At 59.5% G+C, this 13,439-nt stretch carries 15 protein-coding genes and 3 pseudogenes; 12 read left to right on the top strand and 6 right to left on the bottom strand.

Annotated features, from left to right (window positions below):
• Positions 1–331: 331 nt before the first annotated feature.
• Positions 332–671: pseudogene (locus ACYZT0_RS22130) on the top strand (ATP-binding cassette domain-containing protein); the annotation flags it as partial.
• Between the two features lies 1 nt (position 672).
• A pseudogene (locus ACYZT0_RS22135) lies at positions 673–819 on the top strand (ABC transporter permease); the annotation flags it as partial.
• Positions 820–874: 55 nt separating this feature from the next.
• On the opposite strand, the gene ACYZT0_RS22140 reads toward ACYZT0_RS22135, so the two are convergent.
• A complete protein-coding gene (locus ACYZT0_RS22140) occupies positions 875–1,315 on the bottom strand; it encodes a hypothetical protein (RefSeq protein WP_462042994.1) in 441 nt (146 codons plus the stop codon).
• Positions 1,316–1,397: 82 nt separating this feature from the next.
• Here ACYZT0_RS22140 and ACYZT0_RS22145 point away from each other — a divergent pair, with 82 nt between their 5' ends.
• The 3 genes from ACYZT0_RS22145 (at position 1,398) to ACYZT0_RS22155 (ending at position 4,074) form a co-directional block, all read left to right on the top strand.
• Entirely contained in the window at positions 1,398–1,748 is a 351-nt protein-coding gene (locus ACYZT0_RS22145) for a MerR family transcriptional regulator (protein WP_462046620.1), read from the top strand.
• A 24-nt stretch (positions 1,749–1,772) separates the two neighbouring features.
• On the top strand, positions 1,773–2,459 hold the full coding sequence (locus tag ACYZT0_RS22150) for an SDR family oxidoreductase (protein WP_462042995.1): 687 nt from the start codon (positions 1,773–1,775) through the stop codon (positions 2,457–2,459).
• A gap of 256 nt (positions 2,460–2,715) precedes the next feature.
• Complete coding sequence (locus ACYZT0_RS22155) at positions 2,716–4,074, top strand: 8-oxoguanine deaminase (protein ID WP_462042996.1); 1,359 nt, start codon at positions 2,716–2,718, stop codon at positions 4,072–4,074.
• A 108-nt stretch (positions 4,075–4,182) separates the two neighbouring features.
• Here the strand turns inward: ACYZT0_RS22155 and ACYZT0_RS22160 are convergent, their stop codons facing one another.
• Positions 4,183–5,271 (bottom strand): calcium:cation antiporter, encoded by a 1,089-nt coding sequence (locus tag ACYZT0_RS22160; protein ID WP_462042997.1) that lies wholly within the window; start codon positions 5,269–5,271, stop codon positions 4,183–4,185.
• A gap of 341 nt (positions 5,272–5,612) precedes the next feature.
• Here ACYZT0_RS22160 and ACYZT0_RS22165 point away from each other — a divergent pair.
• The 3 genes and pseudogenes from ACYZT0_RS22165 to ACYZT0_RS22175 all read left to right on the top strand — a co-directional run.
• A pseudogene (locus ACYZT0_RS22165) lies at positions 5,613–6,027 on the top strand (hypothetical protein); the annotation flags it as partial.
• A gap of 159 nt (positions 6,028–6,186) precedes the next feature.
• A complete protein-coding gene (locus ACYZT0_RS22170) occupies positions 6,187–6,342 on the top strand; it encodes a hypothetical protein (RefSeq protein WP_462046661.1) in 156 nt (51 codons plus the stop codon).
• A gap of 79 nt (positions 6,343–6,421) precedes the next feature.
• Positions 6,422–7,375: an adenosine deaminase gene (locus tag ACYZT0_RS22175; protein WP_462042998.1), complete on the top strand. Its 954-nt coding sequence runs from the start codon at positions 6,422–6,424 to the stop codon at positions 7,373–7,375.
• A gap of 147 nt (positions 7,376–7,522) precedes the next feature.
• Here ACYZT0_RS22175 and ACYZT0_RS22180 read toward each other — a convergent pair whose 3' ends face one another.
• Together ACYZT0_RS22180 and ACYZT0_RS22185 are read right to left on the bottom strand one after the other, a co-directional pair.
• A complete protein-coding gene (locus ACYZT0_RS22180) occupies positions 7,523–8,254 on the bottom strand; it encodes an ArsR/SmtB family transcription factor (RefSeq protein ID WP_462042999.1) in 732 nt (243 codons plus the stop codon).
• 332 nt (positions 8,255–8,586) lie between these two features.
• Complete coding sequence (locus ACYZT0_RS22185) at positions 8,587–9,501, bottom strand: LysR family transcriptional regulator (RefSeq protein WP_462043000.1); 915 nt, start codon at positions 9,499–9,501, stop codon at positions 8,587–8,589.
• A 119-nt stretch (positions 9,502–9,620) separates the two neighbouring features.
• On the opposite strand from ACYZT0_RS22185, the gene ACYZT0_RS22190 reads away from it, so the two are divergent.
• From ACYZT0_RS22190 to ACYZT0_RS22200, 3 genes are all read left to right on the top strand, one after another.
• Entirely contained in the window at positions 9,621–9,914 is a 294-nt protein-coding gene (locus ACYZT0_RS22190) for a putative quinol monooxygenase (RefSeq protein ID WP_462043001.1), read from the top strand.
• Positions 9,915–9,948: 34 nt separating this feature from the next.
• On the top strand, positions 9,949–10,962 hold the full coding sequence (locus ACYZT0_RS22195; protein ID WP_462043002.1) for a zinc-binding alcohol dehydrogenase family protein: 1,014 nt from the start codon (positions 9,949–9,951) through the stop codon (positions 10,960–10,962).
• A 153-nt stretch (positions 10,963–11,115) separates the two neighbouring features.
• Entirely contained in the window at positions 11,116–11,286 is a 171-nt protein-coding gene (locus ACYZT0_RS22200; protein ID WP_282376845.1) for a hypothetical protein, read from the top strand.
• An 8-nt stretch (positions 11,287–11,294) separates the two neighbouring features.
• On the opposite strand, the gene ACYZT0_RS22205 is transcribed toward ACYZT0_RS22200, so the two are convergent.
• The gene (locus ACYZT0_RS22205; protein ID WP_462043003.1) at positions 11,295–12,491 is read right to left on the bottom strand and encodes a multidrug effflux MFS transporter; all 1,197 of its coding nucleotides are present in this window, start codon (positions 12,489–12,491) and stop codon (positions 11,295–11,297) included.
• Positions 12,492–12,644: 153 nt separating this feature from the next.
• The gene (locus tag ACYZT0_RS22210; RefSeq protein ID WP_462043004.1) at positions 12,645–12,842 is read right to left on the bottom strand and encodes a heavy-metal-associated domain-containing protein; all 198 of its coding nucleotides are present in this window, start codon (positions 12,840–12,842) and stop codon (positions 12,645–12,647) included.
• A 147-nt stretch (positions 12,843–12,989) separates the two neighbouring features.
• Here ACYZT0_RS22210 and ACYZT0_RS22215 point away from each other — a divergent pair, with 147 nt between their 5' ends.
• Positions 12,990–13,373, top strand: coding sequence for a hypothetical protein (locus tag ACYZT0_RS22215; protein WP_462043005.1), 384 nt, complete (start codon positions 12,990–12,992; stop codon positions 13,371–13,373).
• Positions 13,374–13,439 lie beyond the last annotated feature (66 nt).

The following is a 13,439-nucleotide window of genomic DNA, read 5'->3' on the forward strand; positions in this document are numbered from 1 at the left end:
ACCTTTAGAAGAAAGCCACGCAGTGCTTATGCCCGAGCTTCGGGCTTGCGCACAAATACTGTGGAGCAATCTGTGGATAACCCGTTCATGACTGTCGCCGCCCCATGTCCGGTATGGCTTGTCGTCAGCTGCTCGTTTTTTGATCAAACACTCTGAGCAAAACCGGAGCCTGATCAACGGCTTTGCCCTCAAGTGGTGCCTGCCTCGGGATCGACATAGGGCGAGGCGCCATCTTCAAAGCCTTCACCTGTAACGCTTTTGAATTTTCCTGACTCAATGGCCAGGAAATTGCTTTGTCCACAGGCATCACTTCAATCGACCCGAGCCTGTCATGCCCAACCCCGCGATCCCCGATCAAACACTTCGTCTGCAACTGCGCAGAATCAGCAAGCGCTACCCTGGTTGCCTGGCCAACGATGCCATCGACCTGAGCATTGCGCCGGGCGAGATCCACGCCCTGCTCGGCGAAAACGGCGCGGGTAAAAGCACGCTGATGAAGATCATCTACGGCGTCACCCATGCAGATTCCGGCGAGACACCCTGCGCCGACTGGCCGCCGAGGGCTGCAGCATTCTGTTTATCAGCCACAAACTCGGTGAGGTCGCGCGTTGTGTCTCAGCGCCACGGTGTTGCGCGGCGGTCGAGTGGCCGGGCATTGCGTGCCAGTAGAGGTTGGGGCTGGCGATTCCGTCGAGTCTGTTGGCGATGCTGCCGTATGTCGCGACCATTGTGGTGTTGGTGCTGTTGTCCCGGGATGCGCTGCGCACACGGTTGTATGCGCCGATGTCATTGGGGCAACCGTGGCAGGCCGGGCATTAGCGGTCGCCTGCACTGGCCTCTTCGCGGGCAAGTCGGACCGCCGCACCGCTCGCTCCTACGGGTTTTGCGCCGCTCTTGTAGGAGCGAGGCTTGCCCGCGAAGGCGTCCGAACAGGCAACACCTGAACAACGCCCCACGCCAATTCAAAAAACAAGAAAATTACCAACAACGAACTGGCACCGTGGGTCAGGGCATAGAGCTGCCAAGCGGCGAACAGAAATCTACCGACTGCGTCATACCGACCATAAACCTGCTGCGGATCCCGAATCCGCAGCACCGCCCACACGCAGACAATCGATCCCAACAGATTGGCCATCAGCATGTGCATCGGCTCAAACGGCGGTAACTCGCCAGTCAAATTGAAAGCCTGACTCACACTCACCAACACCCCATGCAACGCCGCAAAACTCCACGGCGTTGCAAACGCCGCCGTCACGATCAAGTCATACCAGGCGCTACCGCGCACCAACCGGCGATATTGCGTTGAAGTCCACATCCGTCTTGCTCCGTAAAATCAGGGAGCAACAAGGCTAAAGCCTGGAGTATGCTCCAGGGTCAAGCCCTCTCGAGACGTCATGATGCGCATCGGTGAATTAGCCCAGGCCAGCGCCGTCAGCCGTGACACGCTGCGTTTCTACGAGCAGCGCGGGTTGATCGCGGCGCAACGCAGCGCCAACGGTTATCGCTACTATCCGGCGGACATGGTGCAACTGGTGCTGTACATCAAGACCGCCCAGCGATTGGGATTTACGCTCGGCGAGATCGGCAACAGCGTCGCCGCGCTATGGCAGTCGCCCGATCCGGACAGCGCCGTCACGCAATTGCTGCAAGACAAACTCAAACTGATCGAAACCCGCATGGACGAACTCGGCGCGCTGCGTCACGAGTTGCAACAACGGCTCGGGCAACGTTGTCCATTGAATCCCTGACCTCATTTATCAAGGAAGCCACTTATGTCTACGGCAAAAACCGCACTCATCATCGGCGCCTCCCGCGGCTTGGGCCTCGGTCTGGTGAAAACCCTGTTGGCCGACGGCTGGCAAGTCACCGCCACCGTGCGCAACCCGCAGAACGCCGAAGCCTTGCAGGCCTTGGGCAAAGTGCGGATCGAAAAACTCGACATGGATGATCAGCAAGCAGTCATCGCCCTGAGCCAACAGCTCAAGGGCGAAGTGTTTGACCTGCTGTTCGTGAATGCCGGGGTCAAGGGGCCTGACGTTCAAACACCGGGCGGCGCGACCCTGGCCGAAGTCGGCCAACTGTTCTTCACCAATGCCGTGGCACCGATCAACCTGGCCCAGCGCTTCGTCGGGCAGATCCGCCCGGACAGCGGTGTGCTGGCGTTCATGAGTTCGGTGCTGGGCAGCGTGACCATGCCGGATGCGCCGGAATTGGCGTTGTATAAGGCGAGTAAAGCGGCGCTGAATTCCATGACCAACAGCTTCGTCACTCAACTGGGCGAGCAGAAACTCACCGTGTTGTCGTTGCATCCGGGTTGGGTGAAGACCGACATGGGCGGTGAAGGCGCGGACATTGATGTGGACACCAGTACGCATGGGTTGGTCGATCAGGTGAATGCGTACACCGGCAAGGGCGGGCATCATTTTGTGAATTACAGGGGTGAAACCATTCCCTGGTAATCACCTAACACCTTGTAGGAGCGAGGCTTGCCCGCGAAGGCGGTGTGTCATGCAACATTGATGTCGACTGACACTCCGCCTTCGCGGGCAAGCCTCGCTCCTACAGGTCAGGCGTCGGGTCCGAAAGAGTCGGGCTTGCCCGCGCAGCGGTTTTGTTCGAAACTCCGCACCTCGTCCCCGCGACGACCCTGGATCAGCAGACAGGGCAACACTGAGCTGGCAACCCTGAACCCAACTTTCAGAGGAGCCGGCCAACATGCCTGCGACCCGTACCTGGTTAAAAAATCCCCTCGCGATCTTCACTGCCAATGGCCTCGATGCCCGTGGCGGCTTAGTGCTGCAAGACGGTTTGATCGTCGAAGTGCTCGGCGCTGGTCAGCAACCTTCTGCGCCCTGTGGACACATATTCGATGCCCATGAGCATGTGATCCTGCCGGGACTGATCAACACCCATCACCACTTCTATCAAACCCTGACCCGAGCCTGGGCGCCGGTGGTCAATCAGCCGTTGTTCCCTTGGCTGAAAACCCTCTACCCGGTCTGGGCACGCCTAACGCCTGAAAAACTCGCCCTCGCCAGCAAAGTCGCGTTGGCCGAGTTGCTACTGTCCGGCTGCACCACCGCGGCCGATCACCACTACCTGTTTCCGCAAGGCCTGGAAAATGCGATCGACGTACAAGTCGAGAGCGTCCGCGAACTGGGCATGCGCGCCATGCTGACTCGCGGCTCCATGAGCCTTGGCGAAGCGGACGGTGGCCTACCGCCGCAACAGACCGTGCAGCAAGGCGAAGTGATCCTCGACGACAGTCAGCGCTTGATCGCCGAGTACCACGAACGTGGCGACGGCGCGCAAATCCAGATCGCCCTGGCGCCCTGCTCACCGTTCTCGGTGACCCCGCAAATCATGTCCGCCAGCGCCGAACTGGCGAACAAACTCGACGTGCGCCTGCACACCCATCTGGCCGAAACTCTCGACGAAGAAGACTTCTGCCTGCAACGTTTCGGGCTGCGCACCGTGGATTACCTGGACAGCGTCGGCTGGCTCGGCCCGCGCACCTGGCTGGCTCACGGCATCCATTTCAACCCGGATGAAATCGCCCGCCTCGGCGCTGCCGGCACCGGGATTTGCCATTGCCCGAGTTCGAACATGCGCCTGGCTTCCGGTATTTGCCCGACATTGGACCTGACCGCTGCGGGCGCGTTACTGGGCTTGGGCGTGGACGGTTCGGCGTCCAACGATGCATCGAACATGATGCTGGAAACCCGTCAGGCGCTATACATTCAGCGACTGCGTTATGGCGCCGAGAGGATCACTCCGGAGTTGGTGCTGGGTTGGGCGACCAAGGGTTCGGCGCAGTTGCTGGGCCGTACCGATATCGGCGAACTGGCGGTGGGCAAGCAGGCGGATCTGGCACTGTTCAAACTCGACGAGCTGCGCTTCTCCGGCAGCCATGATCCGGTTTCCGCGTTGCTGCTGTGCGGCGCGGATCGGGCGGATCGGGTGATGGTCGGTGGCAAGTGGCGGGTGATTGATGGGCAGGTTGAAGGGCTGGATCTGAAAGGCTTGATTGCCGATCACAGCCAGGCGGCTCGGCAGTTGATCGCCGGTACCTGATCTGACGCCTTCGCGGGCAAGCCACGCTCCACAGGGTTTGGGTAGTTCGTGAGACAACCCTGGACCAAGGAGCGAGCGGTGCCGCGATCCGACTTGCCCGCGAAGATTTTAAAGGCCTAGCAGCGACAACATGATGAATGTCGCAAACAGCACAAAATGGGTCATGCCTTCGATGGCATTGGTTTCGCCATCGTTGAGGTTGATTGCGCTGACGAGCAGGGTGAGGAAGATCATCACGGTCTGCACCGGGGTCATCGCCATCTGAAACGGCTGGCCGGTGTAGAGCGCCATCGCTTCCATCACCGGCACGGTCAGGATCACCGTCGACAGTGACGCGCCCATGGCGATGTTGACTACCGACTGCATGCGGTTGGTCATTGCCGCCCGCAACGCCGTCAGAATTTCCGGCGCCGCCGAGATTGCCGCCACCAGAATCGCGGTGATCACTGGCGGTGCGCCCGTGCCTTCCAGGCCCAGATCGAGGGTCGTGGACATCACCTCCGCCAGTGCGCCGATCACCACCACGCCGAACACCAATGTCCCAATACTCAGCCCCAGATTGATGGGCTCAGGTTCTTCCTCCGGGACTTTCTTGCGACGTTTTTCCGGGTAGCTATAGCTGAAGAAATAACTGTGCGGCCCGACCTGCATACGCAGGAACAGGGCGTAGAGCACGATCATCGCGCCGATGGTGAACGCCGAATACATCTTCCAATTGGCCTCGGGAATAAACTCCGGCACCACCATGGAAACGCCCATGGCGGTGAGGATCATCACGCTGTAACTACGCGCCGAGTCGTCGTTGTAGGACTGTTCGCCGTACTTGATGCCGCCCATCAATGCGGCCAGGCCGAGGATGCCGTTGATGTCGAGCATCACCGCCGAATAAATCGTGTCGCGCACCAGGGTCGGTGAGGCCTCGTTGCTCATCATGATCGCCAGAATCACCACTTCCACCAACACCGCGGCCAGCGTCAGGATCATCGTGCCGTAGGGATCGCCGACTTTTTCCGCGAGCAGCTCGGCGTGATGGGCGACGCGCATGGAGGCCGCGACGATGAACGCGATCAGCACCAAGCCGGCGGTCAGCGCGATGGGTTGGCCGTTGTGCAGCATCCAGTGTTCCATCGGGTAAGCGATGAATGCTGCGATCAGGGCAAGCAACAAAAACTTTTCTTGCTTGAGGACTGTGATCATTGCGGGCCTTTTTGCCGTGTGGAGCGAAATCAGTGTGATGAGCTAGTGACTGCGAGGCGGCGCTAACGTTTCGTTACACCTTAGCGCACCAGTGGATGGCGGCCGTGTCAGGCGATGCACTTTTATTGGCCTTGTGGGCCTCTTCGCGGGCAAGCCTCGCTCCTACAGGATTTGTGGTGTCCCCAATCCCGCGACCGGCACAAATCCTGTAGGAGCGAGGCTTGCCCGCGAAAGCCGTTACGCGGTTTCGGCATTTGTTGTCCTGTTGGTCAGCAATTTGCATTGGCCTTGCCAACCTCACAACAACATGGCGTTCGATTTCATGCAAAAACGTCCGTTGATTCGAACACGCCACGGGCTACAAGCAGGACAAGAACCTCGGCACCTACCTGGCGCGCACGTATGAAGGTCGTTGCGTCGGCGGTTTCCTTGCGGCGAAGATGACCAAGGCCAAGAAGATCCCGCACTACATGCAGGCGACCCAAAGCGTGCTCGACCACACGTGGAAGTCGCAGGATTACTGGGGTGGTTTGAAGGAAGGCACGGTTGAGTTGCCGATCAGCGATCTGGTGCCGGCGGTGGTGAAGACCGAAGCCGAGCAGATCATTGCTGACATCAAGAGCGGCGCATTCCACCCGTTCACCGGACCGATCAAGAATCAGGCAGGCACAGAGAAAATTGCGGTGGGCACGACGGCCAGCAACGGCATCGATGAACTACTACGTCGAAGGCATGAAGGCCGAGATACCGAAATAAATTCCGCATCAAACACAAAACCCTGTGGGAGCGGGCTTGCTCGCGAAGAGGTCAGTACATTCAACATCTCTGTTGACTGACACGCCGCTTTAGTCGGAACGCCGCCCGGAGCAAGCCCGCTCCCACATCTTGGACTTACAGCGTTCTTAAGGACTGCGCATGAACCAACTCCCGATCATCGACATCACCCCGCTCTACAGCGCTGACCAAACCGCCTGGCAATCCATCGCCACGCAAATCGACCGCGCCGAATTCCTGCTCTCGCGCTTCGCCGACACCTACGCCTATCGACGGGAACAGGAAGCGGTGGGATGAACCGGCTGGTCAGGTTTTACTAATTGTTTCCACTAGCATCTGTAGAATGCACGCCATCTGTACCTGATGAGAAAAGACTATGTACGACTGGCTGAACGCCCTGCCCAAGGCAGAACTGCACCTGCACCTTGAGGGTTCGCTGGAGCCTGAGCTGCTGTTCGCCCTGGCGGAACGCAACAAGATTGCCCTGCCGTGGAGCGACGTCGAAACCCTGCGCAAGGCCTACGCCTTCAACAACCTGCAAGAGTTTCTCGACCTGTATTACCGGGGTGCCGACGTGTTGCGCACCTCTCAGGATTTCTACGACCTGACCTGGGCTTATCTGTTGCGTTGCAAGGCGCAGAACGTGATTCACACCGAACCGTTCTTCGATCCGCAGACCCACACCGACCGTGGCATCCCGTTCGAAGTGGTGCTCAACGGCATCGCCGCCGCACTGAAAGATGGCGAGCAGCAACTGGGCATCACCAGCGGTTTGATCCTGAGCTTCCTGCGCCACTTGAGCGAAGATGAAGCCGAGACGACCCTCAACCAGGCGCTACCGTTCCGTGATGCGTTTGTCGCTGTCGGTCTGGACAGTTCGGAAATGGGTCACCCGCCGAGCAAGTTCCAGCGCGTGTTCGATCGCGCTCGTCACGAAGGCTTCCTGACCGTCGCCCATGCCGGTGAAGAAGGCCCGCCCGAGTACATCTGGGAAGCGCTCGACCTGCTGAAAATCCAGCGCATCGACCATGGCGTGCGTGCCATCGAAGACGAGCGTTTGATGCAGCGGATTATCGACGAGCAAATTCCGTTGACCGTGTGCCCGTTGTCGAACACCAAACTCTGCGTGTTCGATCACATGTCGCAGCACAACATTCTCGACATGCTGGAACGTGGTGTGAAAGTGACCGTGAACTCAGATGACCCGGCGTACTTCGGCGGTTATGTCACCGAGAACTTCCACGCGTTGTACACCGATTTGGGTATGACTCAGGACCAGGCCAAGCGGTTGGCGCAGAACAGCCTGGATGCCAGGTTGGTCAAACCGTAGGCTTCCCGCGTGATCGTTCCCACGCGCAGCGATCCGAAAGTCCCAGGACGAGTGTGCGCGATAGCCGCTGGCGGTTACTGCTGGAAGCGGCCTGTTCGCAGCTCAGAACGACGCCCGAAGATTCTGACGTCGATCTCGATGCGTCTATTACGCCATTTCCAGCTCGGTTTCCTTGGCGAACCGATGGATTTCACGCTGCCCCGCGGCGGTGATCTGCAAGGCTCGTGAATCGTTGGGCAGGCTCAACCAACCGGACTGCATGAACAATTGCAGCAACGCCGCACCCAGGGATCCGCCCATGTGTGGGCGTCTTTCGCTCCAGTCCGGACAAGCGCAAGCGACTCTGCTGTTGCGATGGGCCAGCGCCTGGATGAACACACCACGCGTCGCCAATTGCGTGGCGCCCTTGTGAGTGATCATGACCCGCTGATCGAACTGTTCGATCCAGCCCGAATCCAGCAGACGCTGATAAAGATCGGCGGCAAGGGTGCCGCCCAGATGGTCGTCGCAAAGCCTGGCGCGCAATAATGACGACGGCGCCACCTGAGGTTTGGCAAGGGGGGCCGTGCGCTTGAAAACGTCCGGGATTTCCCGAGGCGTGCTGGCCAGGGTGGCGCTGGCCAGTGCCTCTATCGCGGCACCCACTTCGGGTGCGGCAAGACGGAAGAACCGCTTGCGGCCGCGGATTTCAACTTTCAACAGACCTCCGGCGGACAAACGCCCCAGATGAGCACTGGCCGAAGACGGTGACAGGCTGGCCAACAAGGCCAACTCTTCGGTTTGCCGCGCCGAGCCGTCCATCAAGGCCCACATCATTGCGCTGCGCTTTGGGTCAGCCAGCAACGTGGCGATCTGGCTGATGCAAGGTGCATGTTTCATGTATTCACTCCCTGTTGAATCGTTTCGTCTACTGCTCAGAGACATCTTGACCAGTAATGTGTCGTCGGCCAAGGCGTGGAAACCGCCATAAACCGGGCAAAGCCAGCCAATCGCACAGGCCATTGCTTCGCAGGTTTCGCAAAGCCGCGGCGATTGACCATGGGACCTGGCTGACTCGGATGTGGACTCGCTATTGCGAGATCGACGGTGCGTACATGAGGCGAGCGCTAGTATAGGCGGGTTAACCGCCGGTTCCTGCCCTTTGGAAACCATTGGTGGTGATAGTTCCTGAGTGAAATTTCGCTATTTGCCTGCGACTAATGATCGGGGCCCTATAACGTCGGAAATTGGCTACTCAACCGGGCGCATCGGCTGGCGAGCATTTCCCGCAGAAGGTTCACCGGCTTACTCAATTGTGCGCGATGGGCGCACAGCAAATTCAGCGGTGCGCGCTCACAGAGCAGTTCCGGCATGAGCACTTTCAATCGACCCGCCAGCACATCGGCAGCGACATCGAGCCAGGATTTGTAGGCGATCCCGGCACCCGCCACGGCCCACAGCCGCACGACATCGGCATCATCGCTGAAACGATCGCCGCTGACGGTCAGGCTGACCTCGCGCTTGCCGTCATGGAAACTCCAATGGTCGTGGACCCGGCTGCCGAGCATGAACAGCAGGCAATTGTGCTGAGCCAGTTGCTCCAGTTGCCGCGGCTCGCCATGGCGGGCCAGGTAACTCGGGGCGGCACAGAGGACGCGGCGGTTCTGCGGGGCGATGGGCAGCGCCACCAGGCTTGAGTCTTCCGGCTCGCCGTAACGCAGGGCAATGTCCACCGGTTGGCGGAACAGGTCGGCGATGCGGTCACCCAGCAGCAGGCGCACGGTGAGTTTCGGATGCTCACGCTGAAACTCGTCCAGCCATGGAAGCAGCAGATTGCGGCCAAAGTCCGAAGGCGCCGACAGCTGCAAAATCCCGCTGACCTGATCCTGACCGCTGGCCAATAAACGGCGTCCCTCATCGAGATTGCTCAAGGCGGCCCGAGCGTATTCGAGAAATCCCTCACCTTCAGCGGTCAGCCGCAGGCTGCGGGTAGAACGGGCGAGCAAGCGGGCGCCGAGCTGCTGTTCGATGCGCTTCAACGCCGCACTGGCCACCGCGGCCGACATGTCCATCCCACGCGCCGCTGCTGACAGACTGCCCAGATCCGCCGCCCGGACAAACAACTGCAAGTCATCGAAACGCAACATTGTTCAGCCTCGATTATCAAAAAAATATTGAAAGAGACTGCTCTTTTAGCGGGTTTTATCTTGCAGAGAAATAGCCAATCATCCGTCCCATCCAATTCATCCCGCTCCCGGAGTCGAACATGTCCCAGCCTTTTACCGCTATCGCCACCCTCATCGCCAAAGCCGGCCAGCAAGACGCCCTCGAACAGCACCTGCGTGCGCTGCTGGAACCGACCCGCGCCGAGGCCGGTTGCGGTCAATACGACTTGCACCAGGACCTCGCCAATCCTCACGCCTTCTACATGATCGAACACTGGAGCAGCGACGAAGCCCTGCAAGCTCACGACGCCAGCGCGCATATCCAGAACTTCCGCGCCAAGGCCGGCGACGTTCTCGAATACTTCGACCTCAAGCGCCTGCGCTCCATCGCCTGATTACTGCCTTTCCTATTACTGTTCAGGAGCCCCAATGAAAGCCATTGCCTACTACGCCTCCTTGCCCATCAGCGATTCAAACTCGCTGCAAGACATCGAACTGCCAGAGCCGGTCGCCGGCCCACGCGACCTGTTGGTGGAAGTCAAAGCCATCTCGGTCAACCCGGTGGACACCAAAGTCCGCCAGAACGTCCAGCCTGAATCTGGCGCGGCGAAAGTGCTGGGCTGGGACGTGGCCGGTGTGGTCAAGGCCGTCGGCAGTGAAGTAACGCTGTTCAAGGCCGGTGACAAAGTCTTCTACGCCGGCTCCATCGCCCGCGCTGGCGGCAACAGCGAGCTGCACGTAGTAGACGAGCGGATCGTCGGCCATATGCCGAAAACCCTCGGTTTCGCCGAAGCCGCCGCGCTGCCGCTGACCGCTATCACCGCGTGGGAATTACTCTTCGAGCGTCTGCAAGTGCGTGAAGGTAAAACCGATGAAGGCCAGAGCCTTCTGATCGTCGGTGCCGCGGGCGGTGTGGGGTCGATCCTCACGCAATTGGCCAGCCAGCTCACCGGGCTGAAAGTCATCGGCACAGCTTCTCGCCCGCAAACCCAGAGCTGGGTTCGTGAGCTGGGCGCCGACCTGGTGATTGATCACAGCCAGCCATTGAGCGAAGAACTCAAACGCGCCGGCCTCGATCAGGTGACCCACGTCGCCAGCCTGACCCAGACCGATCACCATCTGGAACAATTGGTCGAGGCGCTGGCGCCGCAAGGCAAACTGGCACTGATCGATGATCCGAAGGCGCTGGACGTGACCAAGCTCAAGCGCAAGAGCCTGTCGTTGCACTGGGAGTTCATGTACACCCGCTCGCTGTTCGAAACCGCGGACATGATCGAGCAACACCATTTGCTTAACCGTGTCGCTGTTCTTATCGACGCCGGGACGCTGAAAACCACGGTCGGCGAGCACTTCGGGACCATCAACGCGGCGAACCTGCGCCGTGCCCATGAACTGCTGGAAAGCGGCACGTCCAAAGGCAAGATTGTCCTCGAAGGGTTCTAAAACGAGATGGCATCGGTGTCATCCAGGAGGTGGACGACACCGTCAGTCAGAAGGTTGACCGTTGTCACAATTGCGATCGTATTCGGGTCTACAATCGTGAACTCTGCGGTGCAATCTTTTATGTGACATCTTTTACGAGAGGAGAGATCAGCAATGAAGATCCTGATAAAAGAATTGGCAAAATCCCAGTGGCAGGTCCGCCTGGACCAACACGCCGTGACATTCCGCAGCGAAGCCGAAGCTCGCGCCTTCACCCGCACCCTTGAAGCGCGACTACAAGCACCTCATCAAATTAATGAACACCAGCAGCGCGCTGCTGGCTAAGTTCGTCCTCAGACCTGGGCGTGAGCCAGTGCCCGGGCATTTTGCAAACGTCGGGTGAGCATCGCCACGCTCACCACCAGAATTCCACACAGGCTGATGACCATGGCCATCGGCATGGCGCTGCCATCGTGTAAAACGCCTACAAGTGTTGCTGCCCCGGCGGCGACGCTGAATTGCAGGCAACCGAGCATCGCCGACGCACTGCCGGCGCGAGCGCCCTGCCCGTTCATGGCGCAGGCCGAGGCGTTGGGGAGGATGCAACCGAGGCTGGCGATACAGATAAACAGCGGAATCAGCAACGGCCATAACTGCACGGTGTGCAACGAACTGACGGCCAGCAAAGCCAGACCCGCGCCGACGTAGATCCACACAGTGCGCACCAGCAGAAACGCCGGGCCACGCTTGGCCAGCAGTCGCGCATTCACCTGCGCCACCAGAATGAAACCCGCCGCATTGGTACCGAACAGCCAGCCGAAATGCTCGGCCGGTACACCATAAAGCTTGATGAAAACGAACGGTGAACCGGCGATGTAGGCAAACATCCCGGCGATGGCGATGCCTCCGGTCAAGGCGTGGCCGAGGAACAGCGGATCCGACAACAGTCGACCGTACTGACGCAACGCGCCGGACAACGGTTGACGCGGTACATAGGACGGCAGACTTTCCGGCAACCCGAGCGCTACGGCCAACCCTGCCAGCGCACTGAAACCGGTCAACACGAGAAAGATCGACTGCCAGCCCGTGGTGTTGACCAACAGCCCACCGAGCATTGGCGCAAGAATCGGCGCCAGCCCCATGACCAGCATCAGCTGCGAAAAGACCTTCGCCGAACCCACCGCATCGCACTTATCGCTGACCACCGCGCGGGCGATCACCATCCCCGCGCACCCTCCCAGCGCCTGAATGAAACGTGCGCCCATCAGCCATTCGAGATTCGGCGCGTAGGCGCACGCCAGGGAGGCTACAGTGAACAGACCGACACCGGTCAGCAAGGGAATGCGTCGCCCGAAGCGATCCGCCACCGGGCCGTAAGCCAGCTGACCAATGGACAAGCCCAGGAAATACGCCGCCAGGGTCAACTGAACGTGTTTTTCATCGGTGCCGAAGGCGAGCGCCATCGCCGGGAAGGCCGGCAGATAGAAATCGATCGCCAGCGGACCGAAGGCGCTCAAGGCGCCAAGAATCAAAATGGTACGAAAGTTCATCAGGCATCCAGTTGTACAGGGATCGGCAGCCCCATAGTCTAGCCGCGCATGGACGCCTTGAACATTCCGTTAGGTCGCTAACTAATAAAAACCCCTGGATGAATACAAAACCTGTGGGAGCGGGCCCGCTCCCACAGGGGATTGCGCTTTGTCTCAGGCAAGTTTTGCGGCGTAGCCTTCTTCGGTAATCACTGCTATCACTTGGTCGACCGTCAACGCACTGGCGACGCCGACTTCTTTCGCAGCCAGATCAATACGCACGCTGGCCGCAGGATCCCTGGCTTGCAGCGCCTGAGTGATGGCTTTGACGCAGTGACCGCAGGACATGCCTTGAACGTTGAACACTTGCATGGGATGACTCCTTGAGTAAGGTTGCGTGCAGTCTCGAGCTTGCCACCATGGCAAGGTCAAGTTCTGAAGTGAGCTGCCGGGCTGGCAATCGGCGCCGCGCTCGGCCAAGCTGCGTCCATCAATGACTCGACATCAGGAGATTCAGCCATGCGCTGGTCAGCTCTCAGCCTGTTTGGCTTTCTCAGCCTTTTCGCCGTCGCACCCTCGGTCAATGCGGCCGGGGAGGATTACGGCGTGCTGATCATTTCCCGCGAACGCCTGGAAGTGTCGACCAACTGTGAAATCGGCGTGTATATCCAGGATCAGTTGTCGGCGCGGTTATTCCAGGAACAAAGCACCTCGTTCAACCTGCCGCCGGGCGATGTGTCTCTGCGCCTTAAACTGCTGCCGGGTCAGGCGCCGGGTTGCAACCCGGGCATGCTCGCTCCGGGTTCGCAGATCATCACGCTCAAGGCCGGTGACGTGCTGAAGTTCCGGATTGCGATGACGCAGGAAGGGATGTACCTGAAACCCACAGCCCTCGAATATTAATCACCAGACCGATCGTTCCCACACCACTCTGCGTGGGAACGATAGCGCTTGACCTTGCCCGCATGG

This window comes from Pseudomonas sp. ZS1P83 (assembly GCF_054897825.1).